Origin of the sequence: Providencia sp. PROV261 (genome assembly GCF_028477945.1) — a bacterium.
GTDB lineage: Bacteria > Pseudomonadota > Gammaproteobacteria > Enterobacterales > Enterobacteriaceae > Providencia > Providencia stuartii.
Window position 1 is genome coordinate 293,230 of sequence record NZ_JAMPMC010000010.1, and the last position, 15,878, is coordinate 309,107.

14 protein-coding genes and 1 tRNA gene are annotated in these 15,878 nt (G+C 40.8%); 8 read left to right on the forward strand and 7 right to left on the reverse strand.

Annotation, left to right across the window (positions count from 1 at the left end; all coding sequences use genetic code 11):
- Window positions 1-17: 17 nt before the first annotated feature.
- The gene (yeiP, locus tag PR675_RS07265) at window positions 18-590 is read left to right on the forward strand and encodes an elongation factor P-like protein YeiP (RefSeq protein ID WP_004920883.1); all 573 of its coding nucleotides are present in this window, start codon (window positions 18-20) and stop codon (window positions 588-590) included.
- 98 nt (window positions 591-688) lie between these two features.
- Here the strand turns inward: yeiP and PR675_RS07270 are convergent, their stop codons facing one another.
- Entirely contained in the window at window positions 689-1,036 is a 348-nt protein-coding gene (locus tag PR675_RS07270; protein WP_036940824.1) for a hypothetical protein, read from the reverse strand.
- 324 nt (window positions 1,037-1,360) lie between these two features.
- Between PR675_RS07270 and PR675_RS07275 the strand changes: the two genes are divergently transcribed.
- On the forward strand, window positions 1,361-1,978 hold the full coding sequence (locus PR675_RS07275; protein ID WP_004920888.1) for a YrbL family protein: 618 nt from the start codon (window positions 1,361-1,363) through the stop codon (window positions 1,976-1,978).
- Window positions 1,979-2,566: 588 nt separating this feature from the next.
- Window positions 2,567-3,148 (forward strand): bifunctional murein DD-endopeptidase/murein LD-carboxypeptidase, encoded by a 582-nt coding sequence (gene mepS / locus PR675_RS07280; protein ID WP_053109891.1) that lies wholly within the window; start codon window positions 2,567-2,569, stop codon window positions 3,146-3,148.
- An 86-nt stretch (window positions 3,149-3,234) separates the two neighbouring features.
- Here mepS and PR675_RS07285 read toward each other — a convergent pair whose 3' ends face one another.
- From PR675_RS07285 to rsuA, 3 genes are all read right to left on the reverse strand, one after another.
- The gene (locus PR675_RS07285; protein ID WP_004920891.1) at window positions 3,235-3,576 is read right to left on the reverse strand and encodes a hypothetical protein; all 342 of its coding nucleotides are present in this window, start codon (window positions 3,574-3,576) and stop codon (window positions 3,235-3,237) included.
- A 679-nt stretch (window positions 3,577-4,255) separates the two neighbouring features.
- A complete protein-coding gene (locus PR675_RS07290; RefSeq protein ID WP_014656192.1) occupies window positions 4,256-5,443 on the reverse strand; it encodes a Bcr/CflA family multidrug efflux MFS transporter in 1,188 nt (395 codons plus the stop codon).
- A 98-nt stretch (window positions 5,444-5,541) separates the two neighbouring features.
- Entirely contained in the window at window positions 5,542-6,246 is a 705-nt protein-coding gene (gene rsuA / locus PR675_RS07295; RefSeq protein WP_004920895.1) for a 16S rRNA pseudouridine(516) synthase RsuA, read from the reverse strand.
- A gap of 225 nt (window positions 6,247-6,471) precedes the next feature.
- Between rsuA and PR675_RS07300 the strand changes: the two genes are divergently transcribed.
- Window positions 6,472-8,232, forward strand: a complete 1,761-nt coding sequence (locus PR675_RS07300) for a DEAD/DEAH box helicase (RefSeq protein WP_053109889.1) — start codon at window positions 6,472-6,474, stop codon at window positions 8,230-8,232.
- Between the two features lie 162 nt (window positions 8,233-8,394).
- Window positions 8,395-8,676, forward strand: coding sequence for a 50S ribosomal protein L25 (rplY, locus tag PR675_RS07305; RefSeq protein WP_004920900.1), 282 nt, complete (start codon window positions 8,395-8,397; stop codon window positions 8,674-8,676).
- Between the two features lie 88 nt (window positions 8,677-8,764).
- Here the strand turns inward: rplY and yejK are convergent, their stop codons facing one another.
- Window positions 8,765-9,766, reverse strand: coding sequence for a nucleoid-associated protein YejK (gene yejK, locus PR675_RS07310; RefSeq protein WP_004920902.1), 1,002 nt, complete (start codon window positions 9,764-9,766; stop codon window positions 8,765-8,767).
- Window positions 9,767-10,008: 242 nt separating this feature from the next.
- Here yejK and PR675_RS07315 point away from each other — a divergent pair, with 242 nt between their 5' ends.
- The 3 genes from PR675_RS07315 to PR675_RS07325 all read left to right on the forward strand — a co-directional run bounded on the left by PR675_RS07315 (window position 10,009) and on the right by PR675_RS07325 (window position 12,127).
- Window positions 10,009-10,236 (forward strand): YejL family protein, encoded by a 228-nt coding sequence (locus PR675_RS07315; protein ID WP_014656193.1) that lies wholly within the window; start codon window positions 10,009-10,011, stop codon window positions 10,234-10,236.
- A 22-nt stretch (window positions 10,237-10,258) separates the two neighbouring features.
- Window positions 10,259-11,977, forward strand: coding sequence for an LPS biosynthesis-modulating metalloenzyme YejM (yejM, locus tag PR675_RS07320; RefSeq protein ID WP_004920906.1), 1,719 nt, complete (start codon window positions 10,259-10,261; stop codon window positions 11,975-11,977).
- A 73-nt stretch (window positions 11,978-12,050) separates the two neighbouring features.
- Window positions 12,051-12,127, forward strand: a tRNA-Pro gene (locus tag PR675_RS07325).
- A gap of 217 nt (window positions 12,128-12,344) precedes the next feature.
- Here PR675_RS07325 and PR675_RS07330 read toward each other — a convergent pair.
- A complete protein-coding gene (locus PR675_RS07330) occupies window positions 12,345-15,113 on the reverse strand; it encodes an SGNH/GDSL hydrolase family protein (protein ID WP_272582710.1) in 2,769 nt (922 codons plus the stop codon).
- 66 nt (window positions 15,114-15,179) lie between these two features.
- On the reverse strand, window positions 15,180-15,878 hold a 699-nt coding region (locus PR675_RS07335; protein WP_272582711.1), incomplete at its 5' end, for a host specificity factor TipJ family phage tail protein.

Genomic DNA, 15,878 nt, shown 5'->3' on the forward strand with positions numbered 1-15,878 from the left:
AATAAAGAAGGTTATTTATGGCAAAAGCCAATGAGATCAAACGCGGGTTTGCGGTGAGTTACAACGGCAAGCTGCTCTTGGTTAAAGATATCGATATTCAGGCACCAAGCGCTCGTGGCGCCAGTACTTTATATAAAATGCGCTTTACTGATATTAAGACTGGTCAAAAAGTCGAAGAACGCTTTAAAGGTGATGATATTTTAGAAACCATCTCTTTAACTCGTCGCGCTGTTAGCTTCTCTTATATCGACGGTGATGAATATGTTTTCATGGATAATGAAGACTATACGCCTTATCTCTTTAAACGTGCAGACATTGAAGAGGAGCTGTTATTTATCCCTGAAGAGGGATTGCCTGGCATGCAGGTGCTCACGATGGATGGGCAAGTATTGGCGCTCGAACTTCCACAAACCGTTGATATGGTTATTGTAGAAACAACACCTGCAATTAAAGGTGCTTCAGCCAGTGCGCGAACAAAACCTGCAACAATGGCAACAGGCCTAACGGTTCAAGTCCCTGAATACCTCACGAGTGGTGAAAAAATTCGTATTCATATTCCTGAACGCCGCTATATGGGCCGCTGCGATTAATTAGATATATCACCTATGGGCATTAGCCCATAGGGCTTTCTTTTTCTTAAACAAATTAAACTAACTTCCTACCTAATAAACCGCTTAAGTTTTTTTATTCAGTTATATGTCAGTGTATACACACCCAACGTCTGTTCTTTATTTATCCATTTAAAGCTTTGAGTGCCTTGACTATTAGGCAATTCATGGATGCCTACTCTCAATTTTTTTAAAGACGTTTTTGTTATTTCTGGTTTACCTTTATTGCTAGACCAACATGTGGTTTCAATATGCCCATCAATTGCACCAATTTGACATGGAGGCATAACAATTGCACCGATAAAGGTAATCGTTCCACCGCCAACATAGTTTTTTTCTTTTGCTTGAACACTACCAAAAGGAAAAAAGCTAAAAATGGTTATTGCTAATAGCGCTGTCAAAGAAATTTTATTTGCTGTAAGTTTCATAAAAGTCATCCGCTTAAAATTAGGTTATCGTCATCTGCGATGAATTATTTATATCTGTAATAATTTTTTACTTTTTATTACTGAATAACCGAATCTTAATTTGAATGAATGAAACAATATTTAACTTACAGTCGTAGTTTTTTATTTTTCTCAAACTCTAAGAAATAACACATAATTAGTTAAGTTGATCACAAATTTGAGACGATCACACATATTGCAACTCCCATTAGGTTTAATCTATTAAAATTAGTACGGATATTTTTAGAAATAGAAGCCTTAACAATAATCGTTATGATCACTAATAGACTTATAACCTAATTCACTATGAAAACATTACTTTCAAAAACCATCGAATTGACGCCATCCCTCTTGATTGCAAGTGGTCGGCAACGTGCATGTTATCAGCATCCCGAGCGTGATGATTTATGTGTCAAAGTTCATCATTCAAATAGAGATGATCGAGAAACAATACGTGAAATTAAGTATTACAAACGAATTTACCGAAATAAATCATCATCAGATGCGATTGCCCATTATTATGGCATTCAAAAAACCACGTTAGGTACAGGCTACGTATTTCAGTTAATAAAAGATAAAGCGGGAAATGTATCCAATACGCTGGATTATTATTTAAAAAATAAAAATGCTTTTTTAAAACATCAAAAAAATATGAGAATTGCCTATGATATTTTTAAAAAGACTGTTTTTAAAGATGCAATAGTGACAATGGCATTAAAGCCTTACAATATTGTTTATCAATTAGGCTATAAACCCCACGGCCAATTTTTTATCATTGATAATCTAGGTTGTGCGACCTTAATTCCCGTCGACTACTTTTCATCTACAATCGCTCGAGCCACACTCACTCGTCGATTTACCGATTTTGAACAGCGAATGCTAAGAGAATATCACGTCAAACTGGCTAATATGCAAATAAACTAGTGGCAAAACGATATTGCGTTGCTTTGATCTTGCGGCGCAATATCGTATGCTTCACCATCGTATTAGATTATTCAATTAGAAAAATTTAAACTTCTTTACAATTCAAAAAAGCCTGTAGACGCTGTTATGCTATTAAGCAAATGTTGTTTCACTCAAAGCGTGATCTAGATCGTTATTTTTACTCGATTATTTGAGTACCTAACGATAACACACACACTTTTTTAACTCTAAATGTACAAAAGATGATACACATCCATGCTTAATATAATGTTTTGTAAATTATTACCTTATTAACTCGCCATTTTGCTTTCGTTTATGTATGCTCTCTATGTTTGGCGAAATAAGTATGCAACTGCCAAACTCTAACGGTGAGTGTTTAACAGTTTGTTGTTATGTTGACATAACAAATGTGTCGCCAACGCAGCAAATCGTCGTTTTGCTCATATACAAGTTTTAGTTGTTCTGTATTAAACGCTTTCTGTGAAAAGCCAGTGTCGCATTTTGTAAAATGCGCTTTTCACAGGGATAAGTTTACGTTTGTTGTGTGGAAAAAAACACAATAAGAAATGGCAAGGGATATTAACAATAATGGCAACATCTGAAAAATTTAAGCGCAACATTTTGCGCATCATACCAGCAATAGCAATTGCCGCGACACTGTCAGCTTGTACTTCCCCTGATTCTTCAAGAAATGCTCAACGTACCACTCATTCTGAACCACGTATGTTAAATGGTTCTTCCGATTCGTTAGCAATGGCTTCTCAAGATGAGTTCGAACAACTCGTTCAAAGCGTCGATACCAAATCGAAGATCATGAATCAATATGCAAATTGGAAAGGTGTGAGATATCGTCTTGGCGGTACAACAAAAAGTGGTATTGATTGTTCAAGCTTTGTGCAACGTACCTTTATTGAACAATTTGGTGTTGCCTTACCACGTACGACCTCAGAGCAAGAGTCTTCCGGTAAGAGTGTTAACCGTAACAATTTAAAAGCAGGTGACTTGGTTCTCTTTAAAACCGGTCGCCGCATGAAACATGTTGGTATCTATATTGGTGACAATAAGTTTGTTCACGCCTCTACCAGCAGTGGTGTTATCGTATCAGAAATGACCAATGAGTATTGGAGCAAACGGTACTACGCTGGTCGCCGCATCATTAATGGTTCATAACCGATAATACCTTTTTAAATTCCTTGCCAATAAAAAAGCTTCCAAGTTAAAAACTGGAAGCTTTTTTATTGCGTTCAATAGCGATGTTAGGATGAATAAAAACCTGACTCAAGCTCCGCGATAGCAACACCAGCCGCCTTTAAGCGGCACATGGCGGCAAGTTCATCACTAGCATGAATAAAGAGGCAAATTTCTTTTTGCCATTCTAAAATCGCACTTTCAATTTGCAATTCAGACAATGATTCTGACAACTGCTTCATTGCAATGCAATCTGTAGCACAGTCATGGCTGAGTAATTTCAGCCCCACAAGTTTATCGCTATCGAAGTCATCTGTAGGTACGACTTCAACGTCCGTGCCTATTTTCCCAGATAACCAGCGGTAACTTTGCGGCAGCCTGTGCACAACCGAAAGACCTGATTTTTCCACAACAAATTCCTATTGCTACCTAAACCATCATAGTGTTCGTTGAACGAAGGCTATTTACTTAATCAACGCTTCGCTGAGGCTGCCTTTATGGCGAGATACCTACGAGCCTTAAGCTTTGACTCTCCCTCCTCTAAATAAATGTTTAGAGGTCAGTAAACGATATCAAACTTCGTTCAAACCGAATTCGCGACAAAGCCCAAAAGTAACGGGTTTGTTAAATATACATACCTAAATATAACATTAAATATTACTCGTGTCGTTAAATTTTTGTGACATAAATCCTTGCATGCACATTTTTTTTACTATGAATATTAAATTTTAAATTTTTTTTGATCTTAAAACTCAACACCGAGACTAACTATTAGTCATTTTTTTTACATTATTAAACGGGCATTAATAATAAGCTGAGTAATTTTGAAGAAAACTCACTAACTCCACCAACTTATGACTTAACTGCAATTACCTGAGTTTAATACACAAATTTAACAAATCGCTATCAAATGATTATTGATTTAGATCATTTTTATTCATACTTTCCAATTTTACTGGCAAAAAATTCGGTTTTACCGAGTAATTAATTTTTGCTTAACACTATATAAAAAGAGATGGTCACGAAATGAAATAAGTACGAAGGAAACCACTGTTTCATCCATGAAACAGCCAGTCTTATTGGATTAATTTATTTTTTGGCGCGTTTCGCCAATAAAACAAATAGCATTGAGCAAGCCACGCACGCAACCATAGAGCCAACCATCGGCCATGCTGACTTAGCGGGGATCATCGATAGTAAAGTTCCTATCAAAGCCCCAATGGAAAAACGGATTGTTCCCGCTAATGAGGAAACCGTACCTGCAATATGTGGATAATTATCTAAAATTACCGCCATTGCATTTGAAGTTATCATGGCAATCCCACTGACATAAATCGCCACACCAAGCACCAAAGCCCAGAAGCCAACATCCATTGCCGTGGTCGCCAGTAACCAAATTCCCATGGTGAATTGGACAATGATCCCTAGGTAGAGCATGCGCTCTGCCCCAAAGCGCCTAACATAACGACCATTAAATGTGGTCATAATGAATAAGAAAATAATATTAATACCAAAAAAGTAACCAAAATTTTCTGGCGCCACGCCATTCAGTTCAATATAAACAAACGGGCTCGCATTCAAAAATGAAAACATTCCCGCAAATGAAAATGAACTCGCTAAAATATAAAACAGCACTTGTTTGGCACGAAAAAGGGTTGCAAACTGCCTTAATGTATTACCTAAATGAAAGGGTTGCCGTTTCTCAACAGGTAACGTTTCACGTATAAATAAACTCACTAAAATAACCGCAATCACGGCCGCTATCGAAATACTCCAAAAAATGGCATGCCATGAGAACCATAACATCACCTTGCCACCTAAAATCGGTGCCAATAGTGGGGCTATTGTCATCACTAAAACAACAAATGACATGCTGCGTGAAAACTCATCACGCGTAAACATATCCCTCATTAATGCGTTGATCACAACACTAGCCGCCGCCGCAGCAAAACCATGTAGGAAGCGAAACAAGATGAGTGATTCGATTGACTCGGAAAGCGCACATGCTGCTGAGGCGATGGCAAATACGATGACGCCGCCTAAAATCACAGGCTTACGACCCAGACTATCGGCCATTGGACCATAAAATAGCTGCCCAATTGCAAAGCCAAAAATATAGCTATTAAGCGTCATCTGGATACGCCCTTCATCGACATTGAAGTACTCACCCATCACTAAAAAGCTAGGTAAATACATATCAATGGCTAAAGGCATAAGCATTGATAATAAGCCTAATATTAATATCAACCCTATGTAGGATGATTTTTGCTGTTGCACTCTTTAAACTCCTATCTCGCTCTCGCCTGATACGACACACCTTAAAGATATGTCGCACACCAGAAACGATTTTATTTATTTTTATTAATAATTTATCGTTAGCGCGGAACGATAACGCTGTTGATTTCGTCTTCGGTTAACTCACGATACTCGCCGGGAGCAAGATCATCATCGAGCCAAATATCACCAATACGCTCGCGGTGTAGCCCACAAACATGATTTCCTACTGCTGCAAACATTCTTTTTACTTGGTGATAGCGCCCTTCGCTGATGGTCAATAGCACTTCTTTTGGAGAGATGACCTCCAACTGAGCTGGCTTGGTTGGATATTTTTCGCCATTTAGCATGACGCCTTCGGCAAAGCGTTTTGCAACATCGTCAGCAATGTCGTTTTCTAACTCAACTCGATACGTTTTTTCACAGTGGTGCTTGGGAGAGGTTATGCGATGTGACCACTGACCATCATCGGTTAGCAATACTAACCCTGTGGTATCAATATCAAGGCGCCCTGCTGAGTGCAATTTGTCTGCCAGCGGCTCATCAATAAAATAGAGAATGGTGGGATGAGCAGGATCGTCTGTTGAGCAAACATAGCCTTGAGGCTTATGCAACATAAAATAACGCGGGCCTGTAACATGAACTAAAACACTGCCTTCATAAGCGACAACTTGTTCAGGGCTGACTTGTACCGCACCTGATTTGACAATTTCATCATCTACAGTGACTTTTCCGGCACGCAGCTCTCGCGCCACTAGGCTCCGGCTAATCCCTAATTGCTGGGACAAAAACTTATCCAGTCGCATAAACACTCTTAATTTGATGGAATAGTAACTTAGTGCCTAAAGACAACTAAGTTGTTAGAAATAAAATTGAAAGGTTATTGTGATTGTGCTCACATCTTTTATTATATCAATAACTAACTACAAGTGATAGCGTCTCAAAATTAACGCGTGTTTTTAGCTCAACCCATTGTGTTAACCTAAATTTTACATTAAGCGACTTACTATTTTTAATTAATACTGAATAATATGCCTTTTGTCCTTCGTCCCTATCAACAAGAAGCTGTCGATGCGACCGTTCGTTATTTTCGCCAACACACGCAACCTGCCGTGATTGTGCTACCAACGGGAGCAGGAAAAAGCTTGGTCATTGCCGAACTTGCTCGCTTAGCTCGAGGAAGAGTATTGGTTCTTGCTCACGTCAAAGAATTAGTAGAACAAAACCATGCAAAATATATCGCTTATGGCCTTGAGGCTGATATTTTCGCTGCTGGCTTAAATCGCAAACAATCCCAAAGCAAAGTCGTCTTTGGCAGCGTACAATCCGTTGCGCGAAACTTAGACAGTTTTAATGATAATTTCTCCTTAATCATCATTGATGAATGTCATCGTATTAGCGCGAATGAGAAAAGCCAATATCAACAAATTATCAATAACCTTAGCCAGTACAACCCTGCATTGAAGATCCTAGGTTTAACCGCCACTCCCTATCGACTCGGTTCAGGATGGATCTATCAATATCATTATCACGGCATGATAAGAGGCGATGAGAACTGTTTTTTTCATGAATGCATTTATGAGTTACCTTTGCATTACATGATTAAAAATCATTTCTTAGTCACCCCCGAACGCCTTGATATGCCAGTATTACAGTATGACTTTAGCCAAGTTTCTCTCAGTTCCGCCGGCATTTTTAATGAACAAGAATTAAACCTTTCTATTAAGAAACAAAAACGTATTACCCCTAAAATTGTCGCTCAAATTGTTGAATACGCCTTACCACGGCAAGGTTGTATGATCTTTGCCGCTACCGTTGAACACGCAAAAGAAATTTTCGGCTATTTACCTGAACAGACCGCCGCCTTAGTTACCGCCGAGACGCCCGCGATAGAGCGAGAGGCTATTATTCAACAGTTTAAGCAGAAAAAGCTGCATTTTTTAGTCAACGTTTCTGTTCTGACAACAGGGTTTGATGCCCCGCATGTCGATGTTATTGCCATTCTACGCCCAACAGAATCTGTCAGCTTATACCAGCAAATTGTAGGCCGAGGCTTGCGCCTTTCACCGGGAAAAACCGAGTGCCTGATCTTAGACTATGCAGGGAATCCTCACGACCTCTTTCGCCCTGAAGTAGGTTCAACTAAGCCTAACACCAACAGTGTTCCCGTTCAGGTATTCTGCCCTCTTTGTCAGTTTGCTAATACTTTTTGGGGAAAATGCACCGAAGATGGGCAAATTATCGAGCATTATGGTCGCCGCTGCCAAGGCTGGGAAGAGAATGAATTAGGTCAAAAGCAGCAATGTGAGTACCGTTTTCGTTTTAAACAATGTCCTCATTGTGGTGCAGAAAACGATATTGCCGCTCGCCGCTGCCAAAAATGCGATGGGGTATTATCTGATCCTGACGATATGCTAAAAGCGGCTTTGAAATTAAAAGATGCGTTGATCTTACGTTGCGGCGGCATGGCACTAACCAATGGTGCTGATAACAAAGGTGAATGGCTAAAAATCACGTACTATGATGAAGATGGCACCTCCGTTTCGGAACGCTTTCGTTTGCATACACAGGCGCAACGCCGTGCTTTTGAATACCATTTCTTGCGGGAACATTTCCGTGCGCCAGGCGTTCCTTTTCATTGGTCTTCGGCTAATGACATTATCTCTCAGCAGGCTTTATTACGTTATCCTCAATTTATAGTGGCTCGTAAGAAGGAAAATTATTGGGAGATCCGCCAAAAAATATTTGATTATCAAGGGCGTTTTCGAGTTGCCGACCAACTCTACTCCTGATATTGATTAGATTATGATTGCTGTAAAGACGGTTTTCCGTTAAAATGCCGCCCGCTTGGATGTTTCGCGTCAGCGAATTACGCATCAACAAGCCAAATCTCGAACCTGCTGCTGGGTCGCCTGTAGCAGGATTTTATTTTTTTCTTGTATAGAGAAATAGTAATGTTAACTATTAATGCAATTGCACGTAAAGAGCAGGGTAAGGGTGCGAGCCGCCGCCTGCGCAGAGCAAACCAGCTTCCAGCTATCGTTTACGGTGGCAACCAAGAAGCTATCTCTGTTACTCTTAACCATGATGAAGTGATTAACCAAGAAGGCAAAGCAGAATTTTATGAAGTTCTGAGCCTGGTTATCGATGGTAAAGAAACTAAAGTCAAAGTTCAGGCAATTCAACGTCACCCATTCAAGCCAAAAGTGACGCACATTGACTTCCTGCGCGTTTAATTAAAGCCACAAGCCGAGCTTTAGAATTTATCGGGACGCCGAGTAAATAACGCCGCAATTGCGGCGTTATTTATTTTTAGTGGTTACCTTATTTGCCACTACGACGTTGCAGTTGATCCCGCAAATTTGGCGGAGTGCCTCGAATCGTTAATGTATCTGTGACTGGATCCCAAAAAATACGCTCTCCCATCAGTAATGCATCAAAACTGATCGTTATTCCACCACCACTACCAGAAAACTTGGTCAGTTGCTTTAACGTACCTCTATCTGCGGGAAAGCTATCTTCTAATTGATAATCATTTTGGCGAGCAAAATCACTGAAGCTTTGTTCCTCAACTACCGGCAACTCATTCGATAGCGCTTGTAATTCAATTTCTTCCCCTGATTGCAACTGCTCAGTACAATAATTATGGACTTGCTGACGATACGCTTGACGCGTATTTTTATCCATCTGAGCATTATCACAAAAATCATCTAGCGCTTGTACTAAGCCTTTATTTTGAGCTTTTGCATTTAGACCTTCTGACGCCGCTAAAAAGTCCATAAAAAAGTCAGAAACTTTGCGCCCTACTCTCCCTTTTAAAAAGGTCAAGTAACGGGTTGACTCTGGGTTCGTTTCCCACTCAGTTAAATCAATACGCGCTACAATATCTGCATGAGGGATATCCAGATAATGTGTCGTCGATAAATCGAGGTTATCTGTCACGAACATACTGTCACAGCTGCTTAATACCGCGATTAATAAATATTCAACCGCGAGGTAGCGATATTGACAAAAGAGCACCACGCCCCCTTCAGCAAAGGGATATTTTGCCAATTCATCTTTTAAGCGCACGGTCATTGCACGGCTAAAACCGAGAAACTCCTCTTCACCTTTGCGCAATAATTTCAATGCGTCCGCCAGCTCACTCTCTTCGTTGAACTCGCCAAACGCTTTGCTCTTCGCACTGTATACTCGGTGTAATTCTGCCATCATGTCTTGCACAACGTTATCGGTTGACAACAGAGAATCACGTAACATCACTTCGAGTGTTTGTTCATCGCGTTTGATCAACTGATGTAAAGCTATCTGGGTAATTTCCAGACTCATTGTAGGCTCCTTGTTCAAGCAGAAATATTGTCGCGCGTATTCAAACACTGATGCTATTTATCTGCAACTGAAACCGTCATCTCTACCTATTTTTACTTAGCAAAATTGAACTAATACTCATTCAAATTATCTTAATAAGCATTATTCTCACTTGAATATAAATTTCTTGCGAAGAATGAAGAAAAACATCCCGCTATACGCTATCATAGGTGAGCTTTAACTAATTTAGGATGTCGAAATTTATGCCACAGTCATCTCGCTATAGTGATGAAAAAGTTGAAACTTTGCTTGCTGAACTTGTCAGCGTGTTAGAAAAAAACCATACTCCTGTAGATCTTTCACTTATGGTGTTAGGCAATATGGTGACCAATCTGCTTAATACGTCTGTTGCGCCAACTCAACGTAAAATGATTGCAGACTCTTTCGCCAACGCTTTGTTGTCTTCTGTTAAAGAAGATCAATCTCACTAAATAGACTAATGAAATAAACAGTATGGTGACCCAGCAGCGCTACCGTGACAAAGTCTCCCAAATGATAAGTTGGGGGCACTGGTTTGCACTTTTCAATATACTGCTTAGCCTTGGGCTAAGCAGTAGCTATCTGTTTATTTTCGATTGGCCTGATACGCTAGCTGGGCGTATTTTTGCCTTCGTCAGTTGGATTGGCCATTTTAGCTTTGTCGTTTTTGCTTGCTACTTGCTCATTGTCTTTCCTCTGACCTTTATTGTGATGTCTCAGCGGCTGCTGAGGCTGATTTGTGTTGCCCTTGCCACCGTTGGCACCACATTATTACTCTTTGATATTCGGGTATTTAGCCAATTTGGCCTACACCTAACGCCACAAGTTTGGGATCTTGTCATCAACCCTGACAAAGGTGAAATGGCTCGCGAGTGGCAACTCATGTTTATCACCATCCCAATCATCTTTCTCGTTCAAATGCTATTTGCAACGTGGAGTTGGCAAAAGTTACGCAGTTTAAACAGGCAAACTTTTGGTAAGCCACTTGCGGGGATATTTATTGCAACCTTTATTATGTCGCACCTAATGTATGCATGGTCTGATGCTAATTTCTATCGCCCCATTACCATGCAACGCTATAATTACCCGCTGTCACAACCTATGACGGCAAGGAAACTGCTTGATAAATACGGTCTGCTGGACTTATCAGAACATCAAAATCGTGTTTTCCAACAAGGTAGCCCTACTGCACTAAAAATCCAGTATCCATTAAAACCGCTCAGCTACTATGACCAAGGTATGGGTTATAACCTGCTGTTAGTTGTTGTTGATGATTTAGGCAATAAAACACAGCAAAATAGCATGTCATCGCTGAAATCATTTAAAGAGATGAGTACCGAATTCACCAACCACTATACGACGGGTTTACGTAACGATACTGCTCTCTTTGGCCTATTTTATGGTATCTCATCCAGCTATTTTGATAATATTCTTAATGAGCGGTATGCCTCTGTGCTTATCCAAGCATTGCAGAAACAAGGGTATCAATTCGGCCTATTCTCTACCGATGGCTTTAATTCCCCGCTTTTCCGTCAAGCTATCTTGGCCGATTATTCATTACCTGCAAAAGCGGCTGATAGTGATGCACAAACAATTTCTCAGTGGGATTCCTGGTTAAAAGGTTTAAAAAATGAATCGCCTTGGTTCTCCTTCTTAAATATTAAAGGTAAACCGGGAAGTAACCAGACGGATCAACAAATCAATCAAGTAATAGAGTCACTGATACGTGATGGTCGCTTGAAAAATACGATTGTTATTATTACAGCGAATTATAATAATGCTGAACAATCTGACACGACAAACTGGTTTAGTAATAAACGTTTTGAGCGGGAAAAAATGCAGGTTCCACTGCTTATCTATTGGCCTAATACACCGAGTCAACAAATTGATAAGCTGACAAGCCACCAAGACGTATTGACGACGATTATGCAACGGTTACTGCATGTGTCTAACTCGCCTGAGGATTATAGCCAAGGGGAAGATTTATTTAGCCCAGAACGTAAATACCCGTGGGTTATTACCGGCGATGACAATGATGTAGTGATCACGACCAATAGTGCGACCCTATATATGGATCATAACGGTCAATTTAGTATCTATGACCTGCAAGGTCGAGAAGTTAAAGACCAAAAACCTGATCTTGCACAGTTATTGAAGATTTTCACAGAGCTTAAGCGTTTTAATGAAAATTAACGTTTAAAAATCAATCAGTCGTGCAATCAATGTCTTGCTTTCATGGGGAAAATGAGTAGTATTAATCGCAGTTCGGCATGTAGCGCAGCTTGGTAGCGCACCGTCATGGGGTGTCGGGGGTCGTAGGTTCAAATCCTATCATGCCGACCAACTTTTTATAGAGAAACCAACCTTTTAGGGTTGGTTTTTTTGTGGGTGAAATTTTAAAAAGGTAAAATGGCGGTAAAATGACGGTAAAATGACGACACAATTACACTATATATCACCGCCTTCCTCAGCTTCCAATTCAGCCTTCTTAGCCTCTTCTTCAGCTTGCTTCTCTGCTGCTTCTTTTGCTAATCGCTCTGCTTCTATCTTAGCGAGTCTCTCAGCTCAATGCATTTGCAATCCAATTCGCTACGCAACTTGAATACTGCAAGCGGCCATTGCTAGCAAAATGCACCCAATCCGTGATCGTCGATTTTTTCACGTTACTGGTTGCTGTTAAGTTAGTTTGTGTCGCGTAAGGATAAGTCGAGTATTTATCCATCGAAACCCAAACCGGCACAATATACAAATTATTAAACTCACTGGATAATGCTCTCACATCATTCATGCACACATCGATCCACTCGCTTGTTTCCTCTTGCCAGCGAACACCCCCGTTTTCTGTTAATGACCATGCCGGAGCAGGAATAATGCCAATCGTGACATTGGGTAGTGCTTTTTTGATTTGACGCACCATGATATCTAAGCCTAAACGACAATACTTGATACGATCCGCATGTGAATAAGCTGCTCTATCAAGGTTGATATCGTTTGTACTGAGCGCAATTGTGATAATGTCGGGTGCATCAACACTGTGTTCATTCATGTAGCGTGCAAAATCAAAAAGGTAAAAATCCCCCGCTTTATTTGAGTCCTCTGCGTAACTGAGTTCAGACGCTGCGCCCGTAAATCGGAAACACCAGTCTGGATGGTTGGTTTTATCTTCTTGCGTGGCCAGCTTTAAAACTGGATTAGCAAATTTAGTCACTGTTGCCGCCCCCGCTGGTGCCAATGTATGTGCACCAACGCCTTCAGAGCGTGTGCTTTTACCAATGAAGTTACGATAATTCCAGTACCCTCGACCCTCGCAGCGCAAGTTATTATTTGCTGATGAAACATAGGTACCGACAGGGACAAGGCTTCCGCCCAGTTTTCTGACAGCCTCCGCAATGGAAACCACCATGCCACCTTCCGTCAGGCTATCACCAAAAGCAAGATACTTAAGCGTTTTACCTTGCAGTGAATCTGACTTAGCAACCTTTAACTCCATCGTTTGGGTGTAACGAACATTCATGTTGCTATCGTGCATCATGGTGACCGACAGATTGCCATTGTTTGCGCTTGTTATCTTCGTCGTGCCATCGATACTGGCGATTTGCGCATTCAACTCATACTGCAGCGTTAGTGTGTTGATCATGTCTCGCTGATAAGCAGATAGCATTGACTCTTTGTAAAGCGCCAAAGGCTCACTTTCAAGCAAGTAAAGCGTTGAAGGCAATAAAAGTCTATGCTTAATTTCATCAAATTTGAGAGATTGTGATTTTTGAACTAAATAACCATTGGTGTCATAGAGTTCAATATTGTTGAAAGGTGCATTGGCATACAGTTTTTGTTTATACACAACGGCAACAATAATAAATTGTGAAGCACTCTTTCTCGCATCAGTCGCCCCTAGCACACCATTTTTATCAACATACACCCACGTTAAGATATTGTCGTTTTGCTGAGTAAAGCTGATTACTTGTTTTTTCTTCAGTCCAACATAAGCGCCGGAAAGCAACACTAACTCAGTTCCCACGCATTCAACTGTTTTCGTTTGTAAATTGATGGTGATTTTGCCGTCTTCAAGCAATTGTGCGGTACCGTAATTGTAGCCAGCAGCTTGATAAGCTACTTCTCCAGAAGCATTAATCAGCTCTATATTATTGAACGGCGCATCGACAGTGAGCTTTTGCTTGTAAACATACGCAATCGGGATGACATTAACGGGGGTATTGGGAGCAGAAATAGCGACAAGATCCCCAGCACTATTCATACAAACATAAATCAGAGCGTCATTAGATGTCACAGAAAAGGAAACGGATTGCCCCATTTTTAAATTCGTGTAGCCCGTTGAATGCGCAACAACCGTATTGCTGTTTGGGTGTGTGCTGATTAACTTATCTTTCAAATTAATCGTAATCAGCCCGCCATCAAGAATACTGGCCAGCGCATCTTTTGGCATGCTCTTGCCATATACAGCACCGGCTGTCCCATTGCTAACAATAAACTCGAAATCATTCGATGCTGAATTGATATAAATCGCATTAGAAAGAATAATCGCAATAACAGGGAGCCCCGCAGGCGGCAATGCGTTATCTACTGTAACGCCGATTTTTTTACTAACGGGATCATAGTACAAGTAACCATTTCTATTATTGACACCCTGAGGATAACTCACAGTCTGACGAGGGATAGTTACTGCTTTTCGTTGAAAAAATAACGCCGTATCACCATCAACAACAATGCTGTTTGTTTTTTGATTGATGCTCACTTTAGCATTCGCTAATACGGCTAAATCAAAAAGTGCAGCAGTGCTTGGCATGGATTTTCCAACCGCTTGTGCACCGGATTCATTTTTATAGAGATCAATGAAATCAGCGTCAGATGGTGAAATAATATAAAAATACTCCCCGCTTTTAATTTCACCGTTCGATATTGCTGCGTTTGCGTCCGCTAAATTTGCGTACAGCTTCCCTGTCGATGCGCTGGCTGCAGAGGCAGATAACGCAGCATCATTAGCGTATTTTGAAGCTTGATTGGATGAATCCAGCGCAGTATCCGCTGCATTTTTTATAGCGTTAATATTTTCTTCAGACTCTTGAATGACATTCTCAGCGGCTTCTCGTGCTAAATTTGCTTGTTCCCATGCATTCACTGCCGCTTCAACGGTGGGCCCAGATGATACAGCGGATTCTTCTAACCCCTTAATCGTTAAACGGTCATTCCCCAGCCGGTCTTTTGTCGTGATATCCGTTGAGTTAATTAAGTTATCTAAGGTGATCGCATTATCATTCACATCTTTTGGGGACGCAGAACCGACAGGATTTTTTGTATTGTATTGAGTCATTACAGACACCTATAAATGCAAAAACCCCGCACAAGGGCGAGGTTCATGATTAATATTACGGGTTAATTACGCTGAATATTCAGCGTCATCGTATTGATAAAAAATGGCTTTATATTCTTTGGCGACAACTTGGCAGGTGCCGTCTGAATTCGGGGTAATTTCTCGCATAATGCCGTCATAACCCACGTATTTAGATGAACAAAATATCAGTCGTGGGGGTTCAATATACGGGTCGTCCATTATCCATGAGTCAACATCTAATTCACTGCTGTAGGGGAGTGATAACGTGTATTCATCTATCTGCGTGGGTACCAAAAGCCGTGAGGCACTACCATCTTGAAACCGAATTAAACAGCGGGGTTGCTCAAATGACCAATCAAGCGGCTCATTGACAGTGAGGGTAATTTGCTTCTGGTCATGACTCATGTTCATCACTAAGCAGCTGATGGTTTTATTGCTCGGAATATCATCGGTAAACACAATGCGATCCCCCACGTTATAACAAAGGGCATCCAGTTCGGTTGCCGTTGAATAACTGAGCCGTTGGTGCAAATGCTTCATGAGTCGACGCATACCAATTCGATACGCAATAGTAGGGTTTAACACCCCATCCGCTTGATAATCTTCGACCTTCTTCGGTGTCGGATTCTCTTTCGTGCGGCATTGGATGGTTTCTTCTGCCCATGTCACGCCATTAATATAAGTGACATCAACCCCGTCATAATCATCCTCCGAGGGAGCCGTGAAACCCGTTTGTAAGTCCTC

Bases quoted from the DNA above. Each gene is read 5' to 3' on its own strand.
- yeiP (WP_004920883.1), top strand. From the start codon at position 18: ATGGCAAAAGCCAATGAGATCAAACGCGGGTTTGCGGTGAGTTACAAC.
- PR675_RS07270 (WP_036940824.1), bottom strand. From the start codon at position 1,036: ATGAAACTTACAGCAAATAAAATTTCTTTGACAGCGCTATTAGCAATA.
- PR675_RS07275 (WP_004920888.1), top strand. From the start codon at position 1,361: ATGAAAACATTACTTTCAAAAACCATCGAATTGACGCCATCCCTCTTG.
- mepS (WP_053109891.1), top strand. From the start codon at position 2,567: ATGGCAACATCTGAAAAATTTAAGCGCAACATTTTGCGCATCATACCA.
- rsuA (WP_004920895.1), bottom strand. From the start codon at position 6,246: ATGCGACTGGATAAGTTTTTGTCCCAGCAATTAGGGATTAGCCGGAGC.
- PR675_RS07300 (WP_053109889.1), top strand. From the start codon at position 6,472: ATGCCTTTTGTCCTTCGTCCCTATCAACAAGAAGCTGTCGATGCGACC.
- rplY (WP_004920900.1), top strand. From the start codon at position 8,395: ATGTTAACTATTAATGCAATTGCACGTAAAGAGCAGGGTAAGGGTGCG.
- yejK (WP_004920902.1), bottom strand. From the start codon at position 9,766: ATGAGTCTGGAAATTACCCAGATAGCTTTACATCAGTTGATCAAACGC.
- PR675_RS07315 (WP_014656193.1), top strand. From the start codon at position 10,009: ATGCCACAGTCATCTCGCTATAGTGATGAAAAAGTTGAAACTTTGCTT.
- yejM (WP_004920906.1), top strand. From the start codon at position 10,259: ATGGTGACCCAGCAGCGCTACCGTGACAAAGTCTCCCAAATGATAAGT.
- PR675_RS07330 (WP_272582710.1), bottom strand. From the start codon at position 15,113: ATGACTCAATACAATACAAAAAATCCTGTCGGTTCTGCGTCCCCAAAA.